This is a genomic window from Peribacillus sedimenti, assembly GCF_046237635.1.
GTDB lineage: Bacteria > Bacillota > Bacilli > Bacillales > DSM-1321 > Peribacillus > Peribacillus sedimenti.
This window is the reverse complement of record NZ_CP143547.1, coordinates 54,104-74,912: the sequence shown is the minus strand read 5'-3', so window position 1 is coordinate 74,912 and position 20,809 is coordinate 54,104. Positions and strand designations below refer to the sequence as shown.

Here is a 20,809-nt window from a genome sequence, read left to right as displayed (position 1 = left end):
AATAGTTTCAGTTATTTTTAAAATTCTTCCTATAACTATATCACACCAGCCGGCTATATAAATAAAGGATATATAAAACCGATACAAGGGTTACTAATACCAAGGTTTCCAGTAGTCGGCCATGAATTTTCCCGGGGTTTTTTTTATGTACATGCCTGACTGCCCTTGTATTTCCGGCAGCTTTGTTGTTTTGATGTCTGTTATGTTTCTGCTGGTTCAGGCCTGCGCTGGACACTTGTGTTTTACTATCTCTCTGCAGGATAATCATTAAATCATTTCTCATCGCTTCTGCATTCATATATTTCCCGCTCAATGCATTTTCAAGCAGATTTTTATAGCGCCATAACTCTTTCTTGGCTTGGATTTGCTGCCTAAGCTGACTATACCCTTGTCCTTTCCTGGAAAAACGTGCGGGGTAAGCAGTATTTATAATAATCATTGCAACAGCAAATAAGTCATAAGAAGGCTCTGCTTTCCTTGTTCCTAAGCCCCAATATCCCCTATCAAAAAATTCGGTGAACTCTTTAATAGACCGGCCGATCACTGTGGTCCCCCCCACATCGACACAGCGAATTATGTAAGATGGTGTAGTAACAATTAAGTTTTCGGGCTTTAAATCTCCAAACACCCATCCCTTCTTATGCAAGGAGGACAAGCTTTTTAAAAGCTGCAGCAATAGTACTCCAATCCATTCATGCCCATTTTTTGCTACAAAATGAAGGAACCCATCCCCTCTTATGTATTCCATTGCATAGAAAGAATGTTTTCTGCCATTCTGGATATAATCGTCCGCCTCTATTAAATAAGGCCCGAGGGCAGACCCCTGGACCTTGTTAAAAGACTTTAATACATTCATTTCCGATATAATCGACATGCCATTTTGACTTAATTTTAAAGCTACAGGGGCACCTCTGTATTCTGCCAGGTAAACGATTCCGTTAGCGCCGCATCCAAGCTCCCTAATAATTTTATATTTATTCCCGTACCATTTCCCGGTAATAACCTCACCCGGCTGGAAGTTATACTGATTCCTCAAAGTATTCATCATTTGATAACAATCCCCTTAGAGAACGTTTTTTTGTGAAGGATGCTACTGCCTCCCTTAATGCCGGGCCAGTTGGTGTCATTCCACCAGTAGACAGCTTAGGGAAAATTTTGGTTAGCACTTCCAGCTCGACAGTCCAATCCATTAGGGTTTCAACATCCTGTTTTTTCCCGGGAAATACTAATACTGAAAACTCACTTTCTCCTATCCTGGCATTCATGCTTAAAGAGAGGTCCAGTAGCGCTTCTTTTACTGTAGGAAGCTTGTGTTTCATGCTCGCACTTGTATCGACTATGATTAATACTTCCAGTTTACTGGTTTCCCCCATTTCGTCGACTACCTCCATCACTTCCCCCCTCTTTTCAGGCGGAAGATCCTCCATCGAAGAAGACTTTCCGAGAATCTGCTTCAATTCCCTGTTCACCAGTCCCTGAATTGTTTGAGTCATAGCCTTTCTGGTTACCATCTGTACCGTTTGAGACAGTTGTTGAGCATACACAATTTGACTTACACCTCCGCCGGAGTTTGCAATTGCTTCTATTTCTTTTAACCCGCTTTCATCAATCACATCGTGCTCAACAACCCCAATCACATTGACCGTAATGCCTTGCTCTCTGGCTAAAGCAGCCATGACGGCCGGGTTTTCCCCGTTGTTGGAGCAGCCATCCGTAATGAGCAATATTTGCCTAAGAGTACCTGGTTTCATATAGGTTTCCCCCTCTATCATTGTCGTTACCCATCCTTGACCAATCGGGGGAAAATTATACAAGTGTCCTGTTACGCTCTTTTGCGATAGGAGTTAACCGGGATGGAGGCCCATTTAGGAATATTATGCTTTATTTTTGCCGTAACAATCGTCATGTCATCATCGATGTTGCCTCTGGCTCTAATGACCTCTTCCAGGATGAGATCGGCGACTGCCTGAGGCTCATCAATCTGAATTTCCTTCAGTTTTCTTTTCATCCAGAATTCAAAGTTGTCCAGATGCTCTGTCTCGAATATCCCGTCACTCATCATAATGAGTAAGTCGCCTGCTTTCAGTTCCTCGCACACCACATCCACATCAAAATCTTGAATCATCCCCATCGGCAGATTATTTGCTTCGATCTTGATTATTTTATCACCACGCTTAATGAAGCTAGGAATGGAACAAATTTTTAAGAACCTGGCTTTTGCATCCTGTAGGTCGATCATAGCCAAATCCAAAGTAGAAAAAATTTCATCAGTGGTACGGAGGGAAAGTACGGAATTCACCGATTTTATTGCAATCTTTTCCTCTATTCCAGATAACAGGAACTTCTGAAGAAGCTTCAGTGTTTCCGTGCTTTCGTAATGAGCACGCTCTCCATTACCCATTCCGTCACTAATCGCAATCGCATATTTTCCACAACCAATTTCCATGGTTGTATAACTGTCGCCCGAAACAAGGCCTCCTCCCTTCGCAGCATGCGCGACACCTGTTTCAACTGTAAACTTCTTGGCCGAACGAAAAATTGCATGGCATTGCCCGCTTGGATATACCGCACACTCCTCTGAATGCACAATGATTGATTCCCCTAAAATATCTGAAAGCATCGGCGCAATGAGCTTTTCGCATTCACCACGGCCATGGCAGTATGGAACACTCATCTCGATATCCACATTCCCCTGCTCAAGACTGTATATTTCCACATGGCCAATCTGCAGCCCAAATTCCTGGATTGCCTGGTGAATTTGCTCCTCCTGATGATGGTGGTTTTCCCTTTCTCTTTGAATCTCACTCGCAAAGTCTTCCATTACGGCCGAAACGCCCCTCAGTTGGTCAGCTACTAGCTTCCTGCTTTCCTTTACTTGCTTTTTTAACTTCTGATTCGCCTGATAGAAAGTCAATTGGGTTGAAATTGCGGATATCACCTGAGGGCTGCGCGTACAGTACTTCTCCCATTCCTTTGCTGTAGCAGAAGAGAGCTGTCCATTATTTCCATCCATTTCATACATCATTTCCTTCATGCTGTCATAAGTTGTATTAAAGTTCTTGGACCAGCATTGCTCTTTTCTAAAGCATATTTGGCACGTCTTTTCAGTGACATTGCTCAAGAAATAATCTACTTCTCTCTCATCCTCTTCTTTCATTCCCTGTTCATCTATTTGTGAAAAGCTATTTGACAACGCCTCAAAGACATTTGAAAATTGAGTGACTCTGTGGGCCGTCACATCACGCATTTTCCTCATATATAGTTGCTGCTCATTCGTATATTCAAGCGTACCAGGCACATGCCTCGCAATGCTTGTAATCAGTGACGCGGGGGTCAACAGTAACAGAAGGACGGAGACTCCTGATTCATATAGTGTAATTGTGATATTTTGGGGACCATCACCATATAATCCTATTAATAAAGTCGCAATTAATAAGCCAAAGGATACCCCTGTTTTTTTTGCATCCTTTAATAAGCCCCCAAGGAGTCCCGAAAATGCGAGGAGACTCATTTGATATAAACTGGAGATGTTGGCGAGGCTAAAAATCAATCCAGTCACTACTCCAACTGTAGAGCCGATGGCGGCGCCTCCCGCAAGCCCAAACAATAGGACAAGATATCTTGACAAAATATGTTCTATGGATAAGTCGTATACAACCCAGCCAATCGTGCCCGTCATAACAGAAGCGAGCAGAATGATGATGCTGATTATTTCCTCGGTTTTCAACGCCTGCGATTTTTTTTTGACAGCCAAAAGCGGAATACACTGTATAAATATAAGTGATAGGATCATGGCCATACCCGCTTCAACTGCGATCATTAATCCATCATATAAAACCATGCTGCGATAGCGGATATATTGTTCTGCAAGATTTACAAGTATCATAGATGTGAAGACATAGGTTGATATGGTCATGTATTGTTTTTCTGTATCAGGTTCCTTAAGTTTGTAAAATATCATAAATAAGAACGCAGAGGCAGCAAGCACAATCCCGTTTGAAAAATGGACCGTCAATGAGCCTAGAATCAAGCCTGCCAATGTAAGCGGCGCACGTTCTCTCCTTGTCAGATAAACAGCAGCAAAGAAGGGAAGAGCAAATGGGGCAAGTTGAGAAAGAATCAGGGCCCGTCCCAACATAAAACCGATCAACGCTAGTATCAGTCCCCGTTTTAAAAATACAGCCTCCATCTTAGCTTGCGCTTGGCTGAACCAGTTAAATGCATTGGTTTTCGCTTGGCTTATTTGTAATTTAGCAATGGGTTCGATTATATTTCTTTCTACCTTTTCCATATAGAACCACCCCATTCAGTAAGATGTGTCCCATTATAGATTCAGCTCGGTCATAAGTTTGTCAAAATCTTGTGAGAGCAAAGAAGAAATGTTCGACGTAATTCCGCTCATATACTCAATACAAAACACAATTTTAATGATTTTGAAGATATATTTGAGCAAATTTCTTGACTTACGGGAAAATTAGAAAACATTTTAGCTTATTTTTGAGGATAAAAGGTGGAATATTTTTGTTTAGAATTTGAAACGACAAAACAGAATAAAATCGTTGACAATTATTTTTATAATCGGTATGATATTACTTGTGTTTTTCATAAAAAACAGCTTTTGGCGGTGTAGCTCAGCTGGCTAGAGCGTACGGTTCATACCCGTGAGGTCGGGGGTTCGATCCCCTCCGCCGCTATCATTGTCAGATTTACATGCAACGCTATCAATAGCGTGGTAAATAAATATAGCTGAATGCGGTCTGCCCATTATTTCTTTGGCCCGTTGGTCAAGCGGTTAAGACACCGCCCTTTCACGGCGGTAACACGGGTTCGAATCCCGTACGGGTCATAAACAAACAGAAACTCCCCCTCGCCATATAGGGGGAGTTTTTTTCATTCATCTTGAATCTCTTCTATTAGTAGCAGTGTATCTATTGTGGCAGCAAGTTAAAGATTCTTCCAGTTCATAGAGGAATTTGATTTGTAATTGATAATGGTCATACATATTCTTAAACGCAATTGGCTTCAAAGATTAAATTTTTGCTTGACCTTCCTGCTTCTCCCCATTTTCATCTCTGCCAAATCTCTTTCTAGAACAGCTTTTACACTTTTATCCCTGTATGGTTTCAGCCGTTGAGTATTTCAATGAAAAAAGAAAGAGCAGCATTGGCAAATGGACAGATGAAGATTGCAGGGATCCGATTAATGATTTACGAAATTCTTCTACTCCTTGTTATTCAATCATATAAACTGCCTTGGCTCTATGGCCCGTATGCTCATTCGTTCCAATTCTCAACTGCACCAACCCCTCTATACCCATTTTCTTAAAATCACGATAGATTAAACCTGGTAATATTCCCTCCATTTTTATCTGTTTGGCTGGTTTAAAGAATTTGTTGCATTTCATATCCAGATAGTGGTTTTAAAAGTAAACGCTCTAATACCATTAGTTCTTGCTTTAATTAACGTTGACTATCTTGTAACAGAAAAAATGAAGGTGCTTAAGCATTTTATAAAATAAAATATGGCAGACTCCTGAGAGCCTGCCATTTATCTATGTGTTAATTTTCTGAAGAAAAATTTTCGGAACAATATTTTCAGCAGCAGTTTATCCGCGTCTGCCTCCTCTTCCACCTCGTTTGGTCTCGGTGCTTCTCTTAAGGCTAGACAAGCGGTCTTCACTATCTTTCAAGAAACGGGCCATTTTTTGTTCAAAGTTTTCCTTGGGAGCAAAGTTCCCCTTTGAACGGAAGTCCTTTGAACGATTATCGTTCCCTCTTCCTTGGCGCGGGCGTGGTGTGTAAGAGGATTGACCTTCAGGACGGTCTTTTGCTTTTTTAATTGACAACCCAATTTTACCGTCTTTTTCAACATTGATGACTTTTACTTCGACCTCGTCACCCACTTTTAGGTGATCGTTAATATCTTTTACATAGTTGTCAGCAACTTCACTGATATGAACAAGTCCTGTTGACCCTTCCGGCAGTTCTACAAACGCACCAAAATTTGTAATACCTGTTACCTTTCCCTGTAACTTGCTGCCTACTTCGATTGACATAAAAAAAATGTTCCTCCTTAGAAATGTAAAAATCACTTCACCCTATATTATAACGAAAGGAAAAAAACAGTGTCAATATTAGTCCTTGTCTTCCTTCTTTTTAGGTAGATTAAATATAATCTCACCTTTATCAGACAAGAAATAATCCCTTCGAGCAAGCTTCGCAATATAGTCATCATCATTGAGTTTTACTATTTCCTCTTTAAGGAGTGTTTCTTTCTTTTCTAACTTCGCAAGATTATGCTGGAGCTCCTCTTTTTCCTGCTCCTTTTCTTTCAAAGTGGAAGCTTGAGTGATTAACATTGAAACGGCCAGGACAGAAATCACTGCGGCACAGACTGCATACAAAGTAAGACGGCGAACCAGCCCACGTTTTCTTCTTTCCACAGTCTGTACTTTCTTTTCATGCTGCATGACATATGAGGATTCTATTTTTGCCACGTTCTTTTTCCTGAGGCCACTCATTTAATCACTCCTATCCGGATTTATTTTTCCATTTAGTAATAACATTTTTAATTAAGTTCTTGGTACCTGAGACAATTCCTTTACATTCATTATAAAACTTAGCGACTACATTTGTAACAGATTTCGGCAAAAAATCCCAAAATTCTTTAAAAATCCACAACAAAGGTCCTGCTAAAATACAAATTATAGAAAGAATAAGCCTGATAAAGGTTTTAAGTAATGAAAATATTGCTTTCCCAATCCCCAGGATTATAAAGATCAGTGTAGCCAACATCCATTTTATCGGACGAAAAATTAAAGCCTGTATGGTTCTAGCAATAAAATTAGCTGCTGCAATAAAAAGCATGATCAGTTTGTCCAATAATGCGGTATAGATACGCTTTAAAAGAGCCTGATATGCCGAAAACCCAAGAAGCAGAGCCAGAAACAAGTAAAAACGAAGCTCTCCCTCATTTACTAGAAACAATACATAAAAAATTGAAAGTGCCTGAACAACCCAAAACAGAAAATCATTGATGAAAACAATCCAGCCCTTTCGAGTGGACCTTTTTAAAAAACGGTTATAAGTATCAAGGGCAGCACCAAAGTAACTGCCCATACCTATCATCGCAATCAATGTATAAAATTGCACGGATAATGTCATTTGAATAATTTACCAAAGAATCCTTTGGCTTTGTCTCCAGAATGATCTTCAAGGTATATCAAATCGTAAATCTTTCCCTTGATTGATACAATTCCCTTGTCCACATCCAAGTTCTTCATTTGTAGATTTTGGCCGCGAATCGATAGAAAACCCATCACTGTTTCCAGTAAAAATTCTTCATTGTCGAAGCTTTCTACCTGCTTTACGCCTGTTATCTCCAATAAGCGGCGGCTTCTCATTGTAACATCGTGTTCCTGGATCGATCCTTTTGGATTGTTTTGTGCCGGGTCATAATATTGGTTCATTTTCATCCCTCACATTAACACAATTTGTACTAATATATGTGTCAATATGAAAAATTAGAACAAGCCTCACTTGTTATGAATCCTCTGACAACCTTTCTTCTTTTACAATCGTATACATATTGGCTGCTTCCTCTTTTTTGGTTGTCTCTACAATTTTGTCAATAACAACCGTTACTTTTTTCTGGCCAAACTGGACGGATAATTCATCACCGACCTTAACAGTGGAACTCGCTTTAGCCACCTGACCGTTAACGGAAACCCTCCCTTTGTCTGCAACTTCTTTAGCCAGAGTCCGGCGTTTAATAAGCCGGGAAACCTTTAAAAATTTATCGAGCCTCATGGACATGTTATTCTCCCCTTTATATGTATATACAGATATTTAATATCCTTTTGCTTTAGCCTCATTCCAGAATTGATCCAGTTCATCCAGACTGAATTCAGAGAATGGCTTGTTAGCTTCTTCCACTCGGCTTTCTATATATGCAAATCGCTTATAAAACTTTCGATTCGCCGAATGGAGGGCTTCTTCCGGCTGTATGCCATGGAACCTTGCTATATTCACCAGGGCAAAAAACAAATCACCCAGCTCACTGTGCAAATTCTTATTTTGTTTAGTATGACTGTCAGGAAATTCTGCTTCTACTTCCTGTATTTCTTCTTTAACCTTTTCCCATGCATCAGAAACATCGGTCCAATCAAATCCAACTTTTGCTGCCCGCTTCTGTATTTCATATGCTCTGATTAGTGCTGGGAGTGACTTGCCGACCTCATCCAGCAACGATTCTTTTTTCGGTTTCCCCGCATTTTCCATGTCCTTTATTTTTTGCCAATTTACCTTTACATCCTCAGCAGTATCAGCTGCGGCATTTTCAAATACATGAGGATGGCGGCGTATCATCTTGGAAGTGATCCCTTCTATAACATCATCGATCGTAAATATTCCCTGATCCTCAGCGATCTGCGAGTGAAGCATCACCTGAAGAAGAACATCCCCCAGTTCGCCAATCATTCCTTCATCATCAGCTTCATCGATTGCATCAATCAACTCATAAGCTTCTTCAATAAGAAATGGCTTTAAGCTTTCATGAGTCTGCTTCTTATCCCACGGACATCCTCCTGGTCCCCTTAGTTCAGCAATAATCTCCCTCAGCTTGGAAAATTCTTTATAACGATATTCCTCCTCCTTTAACGGAGGAATATAAAGACTGGTTAGGTTGCTGATTTCGGACATTTGCCTATCCAGCTCAAATAATGGAAGTTTTTTTATTGCTTCGTCCTCGCTTCCAGCAGCGGTAACCAAATATACATCATGCTCCGCTGGCAACCTTTCCAGAAGAGTGAGCTTGACCTCAGAGGCTATAAAGGCGTCATAAATCTGTCCAATAATGATGTGTTGGGTTGTTTGAATCTCATCCCTGGAAAGTGCTGTAGCATCGAGAAGCTGGAACCCATCTATTGGATCAATTTTTAATGCCGTGAACAGCGCATCCAGAAAGCTCTGTCCTCCTTCGACCTTTACCTTAATGCCTTTGTCATTGTTAATTAGCAGCTGAACCGTTTTCTCTGCAACCATGGGGTGTCCGGGTACTGCATAAATAACCGGGCCATGATTTGCCTCTTTTAGCAGGCTTTCAGCAATCTCTTCATAAACCTTCTCAAAACTGTCATGCTTTTCATATGTCGAATCGAAACTTGTAAAAGTGATTCCCTCTTTTACCAATTCGCTTATTACCGGATGGTCAATTGTCCGGACAAAACAATTCTGTGCCTGTTTTAGTTTTTTATAGATACCCAGAGGCAGCTGGTCCAAGTCTCCAGCCCCCAGGCCAATCACGTTTATTATATGTGTCAATGTATGTATGGCCTCCTATTCTTTACTCAAGGCTATTATCAATATTTAATTCCGTTGTATTATAACACAATTCAACACCAACTTTTCCATAAGAAAAAGAGCAGCCTTAGCAACAAGCTGCCCTAATCACGTTTTTGCCAGCCGTATATCACGATTCCATCTGTCTTGCTAAGAATCCGGCCGCTGTTTCTACTGCCTTTTGTTCTACCTCACCGAGGGTGCCTTCCTTTGAAAAGATCACGACAGCTCCAATTGGGTCACCATTAGCTACAATTGGCCCTACGGTATATGATTTAACATCTTCATCTATTCCATCAACCAAAGAAATTTGATCCTTTTGTGTTTCTAATACAGAATTGCGATCTTCCATGATCTTTTCGACCAGTTCACTTATGCTTTTATTTAAATATTCTTTTTTCGAGCCCCCTGCTACAGCTATGAACGTGTCACGGTCACAAATTAGCACTGGGTTGCCTAAACTATCGTAAAGAGCTTCAGCATATTCTTTGGCAAAATCACTTAATTCACTGATTGGTGAATATTTCTTTAATATAACTTCCCCGTCTCTATCCACAAAAATCTCCAGTGGGTCTCCCTCACGGATTCTAAGTGTTCTGCGTATTTCTTTTGGAATTACAACCCTTCCCAAATCATCAATTCGGCGAACAATACCAGTTGCTTTCATCTTGTGTTGCCTCACTTTCATCTAATTGATTTTTTTCGGTGCTGTTTTCTCTCACCCTATATTTAGAATCATTGCCTTCTTTTCTTAAACTTATTATTTTTCTAATGGAAACTTCTATACATTTAGAGCTATTTTTTTCTTATTGCTAAGAAGTTGCCAGATCTGGGCGCCGATTGATAATTGAATTTTGTGCCCGCTTTGTAGCAAGTGCCTGCAAATCCTGCACAAAACCTCAATCACATACTGGCCCGTAAATGATGAAAGGAATTATTAGGCAGTAGTTTGGTTTGCTTTCTTTACAAATTGAAGCCCTTTAATAAGTTCGAAAAGGATATTAAGCCATTTATCAACCGATGTCCCTTTTGTATGCAATACCAGTTTCATTCTGTTGCCCTCCATGCCCAAACCGACCATACGTCCATACTTAGAACCTAATTGAAATACCTTTTGGCCATCAATATGGCCGCTTGCTTGTTCTGAGATGAGAATCGTGATATCCTGTTTTGCTTGCTTAATGCTGTCAATGCCCGCCTGAATGGCATATACCTTAGTTTCTGCAATTAAGAACAAATAAGCAACTTCATCAGGATATTCTCCGAAACGGTCGAGCATTTCTTCTTGCAGCTCCTCAAGCTCTTCTAAGGTGGTTACGCCTCTAAACCTCTTATACATCTCAATCTTTTGGTGTCCATCCGATAGGTAAGAATCAGGAATATAGGCATCTATATCAAGGTCAATTTCCAGTTGAGGTTTTTTATCGATTGGTGCATCGCTCTTCCGCTCTTCAACCGCTTCCTTCAGCATTTGAGAATATAAATCAAAGCCAACAGAATCGATAAAACCATGCTGTTCTGCCCCCAATAAATTTCCGGCGCCGCGAATGGATAAATCACGCATCGCGATTTTAAATCCGGAACCCAACTCTGTGAACTCTTTAATTGCCTGAAGCCTTTTTTCAGCTACCTCTGTTAGGATTTTATCCTTGCGGTACGTGAAATAGGCATAAGCAACACGGTTAGAACGGCCTACTCGTCCACGCAGCTGATAAAGCTGGGAAAGTCCCATCCTGTCTGCATCATGCACAATAATGGTGTTGACATTTGGAATATCCACGCCGGTTTCGATAATCGTTGTACTCACGAGGACATCGTATTCCCCTTCAAGAAATCCAAACATGACAGACTCTAATTCCTGCTCTGTCATTTGGCCATGAGCGTATGTGACACGTGCGTCTGGGACTAACATGGAAATTTCTTCTGCTTTTCTTGCTATATCTTCTACCCTGTTGTATAGGAAGTAAACCTGGCCGTCTCGTGCTAATTCTCTTTCGATTGCTTCTCTTACCAATGCCCCGTTGTACTCCATGACATATGTTTGGACCGGGAAGCGATTTTCAGGAGGTGTTTCAATAACAGATAAATCCCTCACACCTAGCATCGACATATGCAGGGTTCTGGGAATGGGGGTGGCAGTTAACGTCAACACATCCACATTTGTCTTTAACTGTTTGATCTTTTCTTTATGGGTTACTCCGAATCGCTGTTCTTCATCAATGATGAGCAAGCCTAAATCCCGATAGATGATATCCTTTGAAAGCAGTCTGTGGGTACCAACAACGATATCGACCGCACCCGTTTTTAAACCCTTGGTAGTTTCAGTCTGCTCTTTCCTGCTGCGGAAGCGGCTCAATAGCCCTATCTTAATCGGATAATCCTGAAATCTTTCCCGCAAAGTCTCATAATGCTGCTGTGCCAGAATAGTAGTTGGTACCAAAAATGCTACCTGCTTGCCATCCATGATTGCTTTAAATGCAGCCCTGATCGCGACCTCAGTTTTTCCATATCCTACATCTCCACATAGCAGGCGGTCCATAGGCCGCTCCCGTTCCATATCTCTTTTGATTTCCGTAATGGATCGGACCTGGTCATCTGTTTCATTGTAGGGAAATGCCATCTCAAACTCCCGCTGTAAATCCCCATCAGGAGAGAATGCATACCCTTTTGCCGCTTCACGTTCTGCATACAATTTGATTAAATCATCGGCAATATTCTGGACCGAAGATTGAACCTTGCTCTTCACACGCTTCCATTCACTGCCTCCGAGTTTGTATAGCTTCGGTTCCTTTCCTTCAGATCCAACATACTTTTGCACCAGATCTATTTGGTCAACGGGTACATACAGCTTATCATCGGCTTGATACCTGATATGGAGATAGTCTTTATGAATACCATTGATTGTCAGGGTTTCAATGCCAAGATATTTACCAATCCCATGGTTGACATGTACAACATAATCGCCCGCCTTTAACTCCGAATAACTTTTTATTCTTTCAGCATTTGAAAGCTTCTGACGGCGAATAGTCTTCTTTGTTTTCTTATTAAACAATTCCTGCTCTGTTATGACTGCCAGCTTTTGCATCGGGAGTTCAAATCCAGTGTTTAAGCTGCCCTTCATTATTTGGATTTTGCCAGGAAGAATATTACTGGATTCAGAAAGTTCGGCAGCCTCAATTTCATAATCATCGAGGACTCTCGTTAACTTACTAACTCTTTCATCATCAGGACCCAATAAAACTACAGAATACTTCCCTTTTTTCCAGCGTTCTATTTCGGTTTTGAAAACATTCATTTGACCATGAAAATTCTGCATCTGCTTACATGTAAAATTAAGAATGTTTTGCGGGCTGGTATGGGGCACATGACGCAAGAATAGTGAGAGATAAACAAATGGCCGATTGGAGGCTGCCATCAACTCCGGCAGCTTGTGGGAGAGCTTTACATCATGGATAATCCTTCCCTCTCCTAATAGGTCTGTATACCATTCTGCTTCCTCTTTCGCTAAAGATTCGTTTACTTCCTGGATTCTGCCAATTTCATCAAGGATCACAATGCCGTTAGTTGGCAAATAATCTATTAAACTAGCCGGTTTATCATAGGCAAGGCTGAGATATTTGCCTATGGAATCCGGCACCATCCCATTTCTTAATTGTTCAAGTTCATGACTTACATTCTGAAGAAGCTGCTCCTTCGCATGGTCATTTTTTATTTTTTTCAGGCTTTCGGTTAATCCCTTTTCCAGATTCTCAATAATGCGCTGGATTTGCTCGTGATCCAACAATGCTTCTGTTACTGGTCCTATGAGAACAGATGATAATTTAGAAATGGATCTTTGATCCTCGACAGAAAAACTGCGTATTGATTCAATTTCTGTGTCAAATAATTCAATTCGGACTGGATTGGCCTCAGTGATAGGATAAATATCAATTATTCCGCCTCTTAAACTGAACTCACCAGGAGAAGAAACCATTTCTGATCGGGTATACCCCATTGAAATCAAATGATTCAAGGCTACATCAAGGTCGATGTCCTCCCCCGATGTAAGAGTAACTTGATGCTCCTGCCAGATTGACTTAGACGGAAGCATTTTCCGGAGGCCTGGTATAGGAACAATTACAATTCCTTTTTGGGACCTCGACCAGTAATTTAAAGCTTCAATACGCTGGGCTCTCAATTCCGGACTGGCCACACTTAACTCGGCAGCAATCAATTCATTTGCTGGATATATATATAACTCGTCTTCCGCAATAAAATTATTTAGATCCTCTTGCAATTTCTGGGCCTGCAAAAGATTATGGGTCACAACTAGTAGTGGCCTCTTCGTCTCGGCATAAAGAGATGAAATCAGAATTGACCTTGAGGAACCTGATAGACCGGCTACAAGCTGTTCTTTTAAGCCTTCATCAATACCAGTTATTAAAGATTGAACATCATCATGAGTCGAGAATAGGCTCTGCAGTAGATTCAACCTAGCTCCTCCTTTCGACAAAGTAATTAATTTCAGATTCTGCATGGATATTTCCAGTTATATGACAAACCAAAACAAACGGAAAAATGCTTTGGATTGTTCCAAAGCTTCTTTCACGCTTAATGGATTATATAATCATTCTGGTGCAAGTCTGGATTCCTTTGGAATGCTTCATGGCAATCTTCACAAATCGCCTTTACATGAACATCACCGGCGGAATCGTATGAAATAATCTCCTGGCGCTCTTCATCAGTAAGCCGGTGAAACCCTAATTCCGTAGCATCCAGTGTTGGCTCCTGGATTGTCCCAAGATTCGCGTTACAATGTCTGCAGCTGTAATGGAGAGCCATTGTCGTAAACCCCCTAATATGTGCTTGTTACATTTAGTATGCACAAATTAACAGGGACCTTATTCAGGAACAAGCAAAATCTCTATTTCTTCAGGTGCACCATTATTATTTATTGAAATCGTTCATGACTTGTAAAAAAGGTCTCTGTATCCAATCATCGCAGGCATCCACTGTTTTTTCAATTACTTTGCCCATCTCATTCCACTCTTCTTGTGTAAATCTGCCTAACACATAATCTGTAACAGGCATTCTGCCAGCAGGGCGGCCGATTCCAATACGGATGCGGTTAAATTCCTGGCTCCCTAAATGGGCTATTGCAGACTTTATGCCGTTATGGCCACCAGCGCTGCCTTTCTGCCGAAGACGAATTTTTCCTACCGGGAGATCCAGATCATCGTATAACAACACGATGTCTTGCAGGTCCGCTTTATAAAAATTCATCACCTCTGCAATGGATTCACCAGATAAGTTCATATATGTCAGCGGTTTAAGCAGCAGTATCTTTTCCCCATTTTTGACTCCGGTTCCATATATCCCTTTATGCTTAGCTTGATCCAGCTGTATGTTCCATTTATCCGACAAGGCATCTATTACTTCAAAGCCAATATTATGTCTCGTTTTTTCATATTGCCTTCCCGGATTTCCTAAACCGATAATTATCTTCATTGTCCACACTCCGTTATCATGTATCCGCTGTTCGCTAGCACACGCAGGACGAATGAACGCATATTGTATATATATTCTTCAAAGAGGCCAATTTTGACAAATATATACCTTTAAAGGGTCAATTTTCTAATGACATATAAAATTTTAGCTTCAGAATATATACAAAACAAGCGGCTCAAGTCCTAAGGAAAAACATCTATTTTTTATCCCTTCAACAGCTAATGGACTGCATTGTAACTTACTAATTCAGTCCGTACCACATAGCGTTATCTCAGACATACGCCTGTATACATCAACCCGGGATGCAATAAAAAAGCGCAACCACAAAGGTTACGCTTATTATATCATATTAATCGGCACGACTATGCTTCGGAACTATCTGCATCTGAATCGGATTGTGGTTCATCATTAGAAGGTTCTGCTGGCTCAGGATCAGTTTCTAATCTTGGTGCCAAAATAGAAGCTACTACTTCTTCATCTTCATGATTTAATGCTACTGTAAACTTGCTTCTTATATCACCTATAGTAACTACGTCTCCTATATGCATATTCGTCACATCGATATCAATAACTTCCGGTATGTCTTTTGGCCTGGCTGTAACCGCTACCTCATGCATGGACTGCTGAAGGACTCCTCCGTCTTTTTCACCAGCCGATTCCCCGTCGAGAATGACCCGGACCTGAGCATTCATTTCGGCATCCATATTTACAATTAGGAAATCCGCATGATAAATTTCGTTTTTCAAAGGGTCACGCTGATAATCAGTAAGCATCACATTATGTGTTTGTCCCGTTAACTGCAGGTTAATAATGCCGTTACGTCCAACCTCTTTGATTAATCTTTGAAATTCCGCATTGCTGACTGAGATTGGTGTGCTATTTTGTTCATTCCCATATACGACAGCAGGCAATTCTCCGGCAGCCTTTAATTGATTGAGGTAAGAGCGGCGGAACTCTGCCCTTTCTTTTGCTACAAGTATATTAGTCATCACAACAACACCTTCCCTTTTTGGAATGAATGCCATTGTTGTATATTCCCATTTTGGAGAAGAATAAACCCTATAATTTTCTGATTGCGGCGCCAACTTAATGGCAGTTCCGCCGAATGCAATGCTGACGAAAATTAATTCCAATACATGTAGAAACCGCCGCCTGTTACGTGGATGGCTTACTTTCGTTCCAGGCGGTTCGCTTTCCCCAGGGCGGGAGGTGAGCCTCCTCTTTACTGCCGCACCTCAAAGGGTCTCTCCCGTGGCGCTGCTCCCGAAGGAATCTTCGGGTCTGCAACAAAAATCAGCAGGTTTTCATATCAGAACATTATTAAATAATCGATTTATCAGAAGCTAATCCGCAAATTAAAAAGACTGTAGACAAGCCCGATTTTTCATCGCGTTTGCCTACAGTCTGGAAGGCCTGCGTTAACAGACATTTATTAATCAATCAAAAAGCGTACTGACAGATTGCTCTTCATGGACACGGATAATCGCTTCACCAATCAATGGAGCGACAGAAAGCTCGACAATTTTGTCGATCTTCTTTTCCTCTGGAAGGGCAATTGTATTTGTTACTACAAGCTCTTTTATTTTCGAATTTTGGATTCGCTCGATGGCCGGACCTGACAAAACAGGGTGTGTACAGCAAGCATATACCTCTGCTGCCCCATTTTCTACGAGCGCATTTGCAGCAAGAGTAATCGTTCCTGCTGTATCAATTATATCATCGATTAAAATGGCTGTTTTCCCCTCAATATGGCCTACAATATTCATAACCTCTGCTACATTTGGCCGAGGGCGGCGTTTATCGATAATTGCAATTGGTGCTTTTAGGCGGTCAGCCATCTTTCTGGCCCGGGTAACCCCTCCATGGTCAGGAGAGACAATAACAATATCGGTAAGATTCTTCTGCTTAAAATAATCCGCAAGAATAGGTACACCCATCAAGTGATCGATCAGGATGTCAAAGAAACCTTGAATTTGCGGAGCATGAAGGTCTAAAGTAATTACGCGGGTTGCTCCCGCCGTCTCAAGAAGATTGGCCACAAGCTTTGCAGTGATCGGCTCACGAGCACGTGCTTTGCGATCCTGACGGGCATAACCATAATAAGGCATAACGATGTTTATCGTTTTTGCTGAAGCACGCTTTAAAGCATCAATCATAATCAATACTTCCATCAAATGTTCATTTACTGGTCCGCTTGTCGATTGGATGACAAATACATCACAGCCTCGGATGCTTTCTTCAATATTGATTTGAACTTCCCCATCACTAAAACGTGTTACGGAACATTTGCCAAGCTCTACTCCAATCGATTTAGCTATTTCATCTGCTAACTTGCGATTGGAATTCAAAGAAAACACCTTTAAATTTGGGTCAAGATATTGATTCGACATGCTGAACCTCCAGGGTTATTCGTTAATTTTTAGATTTTGCACATAATCTTCTTTGTTGATTTGACGAGCTCGGGCAATGGATAATGCATCTTCTGGTACATCCTCAGTAATCGTAGAGCCCGCGGCCACATAAGCGCCTCTGCCTATTGTAACTGGAGCAACAAGATTCGAATTACATCCGATAAATACATGATCCTCGATTTTGGTTAAATATTTATTTTTACCATCATAATTTACAGTGATAGAACCACAGCCTATATTTACATCATTGCCAACTTCGGCATCCCCGATGTAACTTAAGTGTGATGCTTTACTGCCTTCCCCAATAACCGCCTTTTTTATCTCTACAAAATTGCCGATTTTTGCTTTGTCCCTTATGTCTGAATCAGGACGGATATGCGCAAAGGGGCCTATGTTTACATATGAACCAATTATGCTCTCAAAAGCTGCAGAGTGTCGGACGGTGGAGCTGTTACCAATCTCGCAATTTTTTATTTCTGTATGTGGCCCGATTACACAATCTTCCCCGATTATGCTTTCCCCTTTTATAATAGATCCTGGATGAATAACAGTATCCCGCCCAATCGTCACCCCAGTCTCTATATAAGTGTTAGAGGGATCTATGATTGTTACACCGTTTCTCATATGCATTTCATTGATTCGCTTCTTGAGGATGGCTTCCGCCTGTGACAGGGCGACACGGTCATTCACGCCAAGCGTCTCCTCAAAATCCTCAGTCCGGGAAGCTGTGACAATATGCCCAGCTGACTTCAGTATCTCAATCACATCCGGAAGGTAATATTCTCCCTGTGCATTTTCATTCGAGACATTTTGAAGTGCGGAGAACAGGGCTTTATTATCAAAACAGTATGTCCCTGTATTAATTTCCGTTACTTGTCTTTCTTCTTCGGTTGCATCCTTGTGTTCCACAATTTTCTCAACATGGCCTTCCGCATTCCGAAGGACTCTTCCATACCCAGCAGGATTTTCGGTAACAGCAGTCAGCACCGTGGCCGCGGCATGAGCCTCCTCATGCGTCTTGATTAGAGCATCCATTGTCTCAGCTTTAATCAGTGGAGTGTCGCCGCACACTACTAACGTTGTGCCTTCCAATCCAGCTAATTGCTGCGCTGCTTGCATAACCGCATGCGCCGTTCCCAGCTGTTCTTCCTGTAAAGCATACTCACAGCTATCTCCCAGCTGTTCTTTTACAAGTTCAGCACCGTGTCCAATAATCGTAACTATCTTTTCTATGTTAAGGTTGTTGACTTGGTCCATGACATGTTGTACCATAGGTTTTCCACAAACAGGATGCAAAACCTTGTAAAGTTTTGATTTCATCCTAGTACCTTGCCCCGCTGCCAAAATAATTGCATAGCGATTACTCATAACAGGCCTCCATTTACACCTTTTTATCCATTAAAAATATTATCTTAAATGCGGAATGTTTTCAAGGCAACAGCAAAAAGTACAATTTTTTGTCAGATATACAATGATGTAAATTAGTAAGTAATAGTATTTTACAGTTATATATGTGTTATCCTTCGTGAAAACATTTGTGAAAATCCGGAATTTATTTTACCGATATGGTTTGAGAGGGTTTAAAAGGGGTATAAATAATTTGGATTCAGAGGGTTTACAAAATTTTACCCCAGAAAAAATCCTTTCTGCGCAATATAAAAAGAGCCTTACTTTGGAAGTAGGCTCCTGATGCTCGAAAGATTAGATAAGCTTAGCTTGCTCCCGCTTCTTCTAATTCGACTTCTAATTCTCCTAATCGATGGTATTCAGCCAAAACAGCTTCCTGGATTTTCCCACGCGTGGAGGAATTAATCGGATGAGCGATATCTCTAAATTCTCCATCCGGAGTACGTTTGCTAGGCATGGCCACAAATAAACCATTATTTCCGTCTATTACGCGAATATCATGAACAACAAATTCATTGTCCAAAGTAATAGAGGCGATAGCACGCATTCTGCCATCAGTAGTCACCCTGCGTAATCTTACGTCAGTTACTTCCATTGTATGTTCACCACCTTTTTTGCTTGTTAAAAACTTAATTTACATATTCAACAGTATGGTTCTTTTTTCCTTCTATTTACCGTAAATTTTTTTAAAATAACGGAAGATTTTTTCGGATTTGAAAACGTTGTCAAAAAAAAGCCTTATAAAACAATGTTTCATTCATTTTCGCATGCCATAAAACGTATAAAATAAATGACTGTTTGTAACTGATAATACACTTTTTGTCCAAATCCTCTTCATTTTATTCTTCCTTTTTGCCTTTTTTATAGACACAGAAAAAAAAGCCCGTTATTTAACGAGCGCAATTACTTCTATCTCCACCAGTGCATCCTTCGGAAGACGTGCTACTTCTACGGTTGACCTTGCAGGTTTATGTTGATTAAAATATTCTCCATAAATTTCATTGATAGCCGCAAAATCATCCATATTCTTGATAAACACGGTTGCTTTTACAACAGTGTCAAGAGATGCCCCTGCTTCTTTAAGTACAGCCTGTAAGTTTTTGAATACCTGATGCGTCTGTTCCTGTACAGTGCCTGTATTCATCTCTCCCGATGCTGTAAGTGGAATCTGTCCCGAGCTAAAAAACAAGTTATTAACAACAATCCCTTGGGAATAAGGTCCTATTGCAGCCGGGGCTTCATTTGTATACACATATTTCACATGACTCTCCTCCTAATAGAACAATATATATATTTTATATTTAGTAACCTACGAACTAAAATAATTTCCGAATGTGACGTGGATCTTACGGTCTTTTTCATCAATATCGGCAAGCTTGAGTAAAGATAGGTAATCATCAACCAGGCGTTCTTCGGTATTCTCCGATTCCACCAGTACCGCAATTCCAGAGACTGTTGCATCAAATTCCTCCAGCAGGGAGACCATACCTTTAAGTGTGCCGCCTGCCTTCATAAAGTCATCGACAATTAAAACATTGGAACCTGTTGCAAGGCTTCTCTTTGACAGTACCATAGTCTGTATCCTTTTCGAAGAACCCGATACATAGTTAATGCTGACCGTAGGGCCTTCAGTAACCTTATTATCTCTCCGGACAATGACTACAGGCACATTAAGGTGATTCGCTACTGAATAAGCAAGCGGGATTCCTTTTGTAGCCATGGTCATAATCACATCTACCTTCTTATTTGCATAAGATGCCGCTATGATCCTGCCTATTTTATTGACCATCTGAGGTCGCCCTAATATATCATTCATGTATAGATAGCCCCCCGGCAGAAGCCGATCGGGACTGGACATAACAGAACAAAGTTCTTCAATAAACTGCCTGGCCTCTTCTTCTTTGATGTCGACTATATATTTTACGCCGCCTGCAGCGCCTGGAATGGTTTGAAGAGTTCCAATGCCCCGCTGCTCAAAAGTTTCCTTGATTATAGTCAAGTCTTCACTGATGGAAGATTTTGCCGAACTATATTTGTCAGAGAAAAAGGTAAGAGATATTAATTGGCCGGGATGATCCAATAAAAAATTGGTCATATCAACCAGCCTTTCACTGCGACGGAACTTCATGATTCCTCCTCCTGTCTACAAATTCCGAATATTTATAG

The 20,809-nt window shown here is 40.9% G+C and carries 20 protein-coding genes and 2 tRNA genes; 3 read left to right on the top strand and 19 right to left on the bottom strand.

The window, feature by feature from the left end; translation table 11 throughout:
* Positions 1-40: 40 nt before the first annotated feature.
* From V1500_RS00385 to spoIIE, 3 genes are read right to left on the bottom strand one after another with little or no spacing between them, the layout of a single operon-like run.
* Positions 41-1,048 carry a protein kinase domain-containing protein gene (locus V1500_RS00385; RefSeq protein ID WP_409303667.1) on the bottom strand — a complete coding sequence of 336 codons (1,008 nt, stop codon included), beginning with the start codon at positions 1,046-1,048 and terminating at the stop codon, positions 41-43.
* A complete protein-coding gene (locus tag V1500_RS00380; RefSeq protein WP_409303665.1) occupies positions 1,020-1,772 on the bottom strand; it encodes a VWA domain-containing protein in 753 nt (250 codons plus the stop codon). Before V1500_RS00380 ends, V1500_RS00385 begins: the two co-directional genes overlap by 29 nt.
* Before the next feature lie 50 nt (positions 1,773-1,822).
* Positions 1,823-4,291 carry a stage II sporulation protein E gene (gene spoIIE / locus V1500_RS00375; RefSeq protein WP_409303663.1) on the bottom strand — a complete coding sequence of 823 codons (2,469 nt, stop codon included), beginning with the start codon at positions 4,289-4,291 and terminating at the stop codon, positions 1,823-1,825.
* A 329-nt stretch (positions 4,292-4,620) separates the two neighbouring features.
* Here spoIIE and V1500_RS00370 point away from each other — a divergent pair.
* From V1500_RS00370 to V1500_RS00360, 3 genes are all read left to right on the top strand, one after another.
* Positions 4,621-4,694: transfer RNA gene (locus V1500_RS00370), tRNA-Met, on the top strand.
* 80 nt (positions 4,695-4,774) lie between these two features.
* Positions 4,775-4,846 (top strand) — tRNA-Glu (locus V1500_RS00365).
* Between the two features lie 296 nt (positions 4,847-5,142).
* Positions 5,143-5,325, top strand: a complete 183-nt coding sequence (locus tag V1500_RS00360) for a hypothetical protein (protein ID WP_409303661.1) — start codon at positions 5,143-5,145, stop codon at positions 5,323-5,325.
* Between the two features lie 280 nt (positions 5,326-5,605).
* Here V1500_RS00360 and V1500_RS00355 read toward each other — a convergent pair whose 3' ends face one another.
* From V1500_RS00355 to purR, 16 genes are all read right to left on the bottom strand, one after another.
* Positions 5,606-6,055 (bottom strand): S1 domain-containing RNA-binding protein, encoded by a 450-nt coding sequence (locus V1500_RS00355; protein ID WP_409303659.1) that lies wholly within the window; start codon positions 6,053-6,055, stop codon positions 5,606-5,608.
* A 78-nt stretch (positions 6,056-6,133) separates the two neighbouring features.
* Complete coding sequence (locus V1500_RS00350) at positions 6,134-6,520, bottom strand: FtsB family cell division protein (protein ID WP_409303657.1); 387 nt, start codon at positions 6,518-6,520, stop codon at positions 6,134-6,136.
* A gap of 10 nt (positions 6,521-6,530) precedes the next feature.
* Complete coding sequence (yabQ, locus tag V1500_RS00345) at positions 6,531-7,151, bottom strand: spore cortex biosynthesis protein YabQ (RefSeq protein ID WP_409303655.1); 621 nt, start codon at positions 7,149-7,151, stop codon at positions 6,531-6,533.
* An 8-nt stretch (positions 7,152-7,159) separates the two neighbouring features.
* Positions 7,160-7,468 carry a sporulation protein YabP gene (gene yabP / locus V1500_RS00340; protein ID WP_409303653.1) on the bottom strand — a complete coding sequence of 103 codons (309 nt, stop codon included), beginning with the start codon at positions 7,466-7,468 and terminating at the stop codon, positions 7,160-7,162.
* Positions 7,469-7,541: 73 nt separating this feature from the next.
* Positions 7,542-7,808: an RNA-binding S4 domain-containing protein gene (locus V1500_RS00335; protein WP_409305871.1), complete on the bottom strand. Its 267-nt coding sequence runs from the start codon at positions 7,806-7,808 to the stop codon at positions 7,542-7,544.
* Between the two features lie 39 nt (positions 7,809-7,847).
* On the bottom strand, positions 7,848-9,320 hold the full coding sequence (gene mazG / locus V1500_RS00330) for a nucleoside triphosphate pyrophosphohydrolase (RefSeq protein ID WP_409303651.1): 1,473 nt from the start codon (positions 9,318-9,320) through the stop codon (positions 7,848-7,850).
* 148 nt (positions 9,321-9,468) lie between these two features.
* The gene (spoVT, locus tag V1500_RS00325; protein WP_409303649.1) at positions 9,469-10,005 is read right to left on the bottom strand and encodes a stage V sporulation protein T; all 537 of its coding nucleotides are present in this window, start codon (positions 10,003-10,005) and stop codon (positions 9,469-9,471) included.
* Between the two features lie 270 nt (positions 10,006-10,275).
* On the bottom strand, positions 10,276-13,854 hold the full coding sequence (mfd, locus tag V1500_RS00320; RefSeq protein WP_409303647.1) for a transcription-repair coupling factor: 3,579 nt from the start codon (positions 13,852-13,854) through the stop codon (positions 10,276-10,278).
* A 74-nt stretch (positions 13,855-13,928) separates the two neighbouring features.
* On the bottom strand, positions 13,929-14,159 hold the full coding sequence (locus V1500_RS00315) for an anti-sigma-F factor Fin family protein (protein WP_409303645.1): 231 nt from the start codon (positions 14,157-14,159) through the stop codon (positions 13,929-13,931).
* A 105-nt stretch (positions 14,160-14,264) separates the two neighbouring features.
* The gene (gene pth, locus V1500_RS00310) at positions 14,265-14,825 is read right to left on the bottom strand and encodes an aminoacyl-tRNA hydrolase (protein ID WP_409303644.1); all 561 of its coding nucleotides are present in this window, start codon (positions 14,823-14,825) and stop codon (positions 14,265-14,267) included.
* 362 nt (positions 14,826-15,187) lie between these two features.
* Complete coding sequence (locus V1500_RS00305) at positions 15,188-15,958, bottom strand: 50S ribosomal protein L25/general stress protein Ctc (RefSeq protein WP_409303643.1); 771 nt, start codon at positions 15,956-15,958, stop codon at positions 15,188-15,190.
* A 303-nt stretch (positions 15,959-16,261) separates the two neighbouring features.
* Positions 16,262-17,215, bottom strand: coding sequence for a ribose-phosphate diphosphokinase (locus V1500_RS00300; RefSeq protein ID WP_409303641.1), 954 nt, complete (start codon positions 17,213-17,215; stop codon positions 16,262-16,264).
* Between the two features lie 15 nt (positions 17,216-17,230).
* Entirely contained in the window at positions 17,231-18,604 is a 1,374-nt protein-coding gene (gene glmU, locus V1500_RS00295) for a bifunctional UDP-N-acetylglucosamine diphosphorylase/glucosamine-1-phosphate N-acetyltransferase GlmU (RefSeq protein WP_409303639.1), read from the bottom strand.
* A gap of 343 nt (positions 18,605-18,947) precedes the next feature.
* Entirely contained in the window at positions 18,948-19,238 is a 291-nt protein-coding gene (gene spoVG / locus V1500_RS00290; RefSeq protein WP_409303638.1) for a septation regulator SpoVG, read from the bottom strand.
* Positions 19,239-19,529: 291 nt separating this feature from the next.
* A complete protein-coding gene (locus tag V1500_RS00285) occupies positions 19,530-19,904 on the bottom strand; it encodes a RidA family protein (protein WP_409303636.1) in 375 nt (124 codons plus the stop codon).
* Positions 19,905-19,952: 48 nt separating this feature from the next.
* Positions 19,953-20,771, bottom strand: coding sequence for a pur operon repressor (purR, locus tag V1500_RS00280; protein ID WP_409303634.1), 819 nt, complete (start codon positions 20,769-20,771; stop codon positions 19,953-19,955).
* Positions 20,772-20,809: the final 38 nt, after the last annotated feature.

Coding starts and splice junctions, on each gene's coding strand:
- V1500_RS00385 (WP_409303667.1), bottom strand. CDS start 1,048: ATGATGAATACTTTGAGGAATCAGTATAACTTCCAGCCGGGTGAGGTT.
- V1500_RS00380 (WP_409303665.1), bottom strand. CDS start 1,772: ATGATAGAGGGGGAAACCTATATGAAACCAGGTACTCTTAGGCAAATA.
- spoIIE (WP_409303663.1), bottom strand. CDS start 4,291: ATGGAAAAGGTAGAAAGAAATATAATCGAACCCATTGCTAAATTACAA.
- V1500_RS00360 (WP_409303661.1), top strand. CDS start 5,143: ATGAAAAAAGAAAGAGCAGCATTGGCAAATGGACAGATGAAGATTGCA.
- V1500_RS00355 (WP_409303659.1), bottom strand. CDS start 6,055: ATGTCAATCGAAGTAGGCAGCAAGTTACAGGGAAAGGTAACAGGTATT.
- V1500_RS00350 (WP_409303657.1), bottom strand. CDS start 6,520: ATGAGTGGCCTCAGGAAAAAGAACGTGGCAAAAATAGAATCCTCATAT.
- yabP (WP_409303653.1), bottom strand. CDS start 7,468: ATGAACCAATATTATGACCCGGCACAAAACAATCCAAAAGGATCGATC.
- V1500_RS00335 (WP_409305871.1), bottom strand. CDS start 7,808: ATGAGGCTCGATAAATTTTTAAAGGTTTCCCGGCTTATTAAACGCCGG.
- spoVT (WP_409303649.1), bottom strand. CDS start 10,005: ATGAAAGCAACTGGTATTGTTCGCCGAATTGATGATTTGGGAAGGGTT.
- mfd (WP_409303647.1), bottom strand. CDS start 13,854: ATGCAGAATCTGAAATTAATTACTTTGTCGAAAGGAGGAGCTAGGTTG.
- V1500_RS00315 (WP_409303645.1), bottom strand. CDS start 14,159: ATGGCTCTCCATTACAGCTGCAGACATTGTAACGCGAATCTTGGGACA.
- pth (WP_409303644.1), bottom strand. CDS start 14,825: ATGAAGATAATTATCGGTTTAGGAAATCCGGGAAGGCAATATGAAAAA.
- V1500_RS00300 (WP_409303641.1), bottom strand. CDS start 17,215: ATGTCGAATCAATATCTTGACCCAAATTTAAAGGTGTTTTCTTTGAAT.
- glmU (WP_409303639.1), bottom strand. CDS start 18,604: ATGAGTAATCGCTATGCAATTATTTTGGCAGCGGGGCAAGGTACTAGG.
- spoVG (WP_409303638.1), bottom strand. CDS start 19,238: ATGGAAGTAACTGACGTAAGATTACGCAGGGTGACTACTGATGGCAGA.
- purR (WP_409303634.1), bottom strand. CDS start 20,771: ATGAAGTTCCGTCGCAGTGAAAGGCTGGTTGATATGACCAATTTTTTA.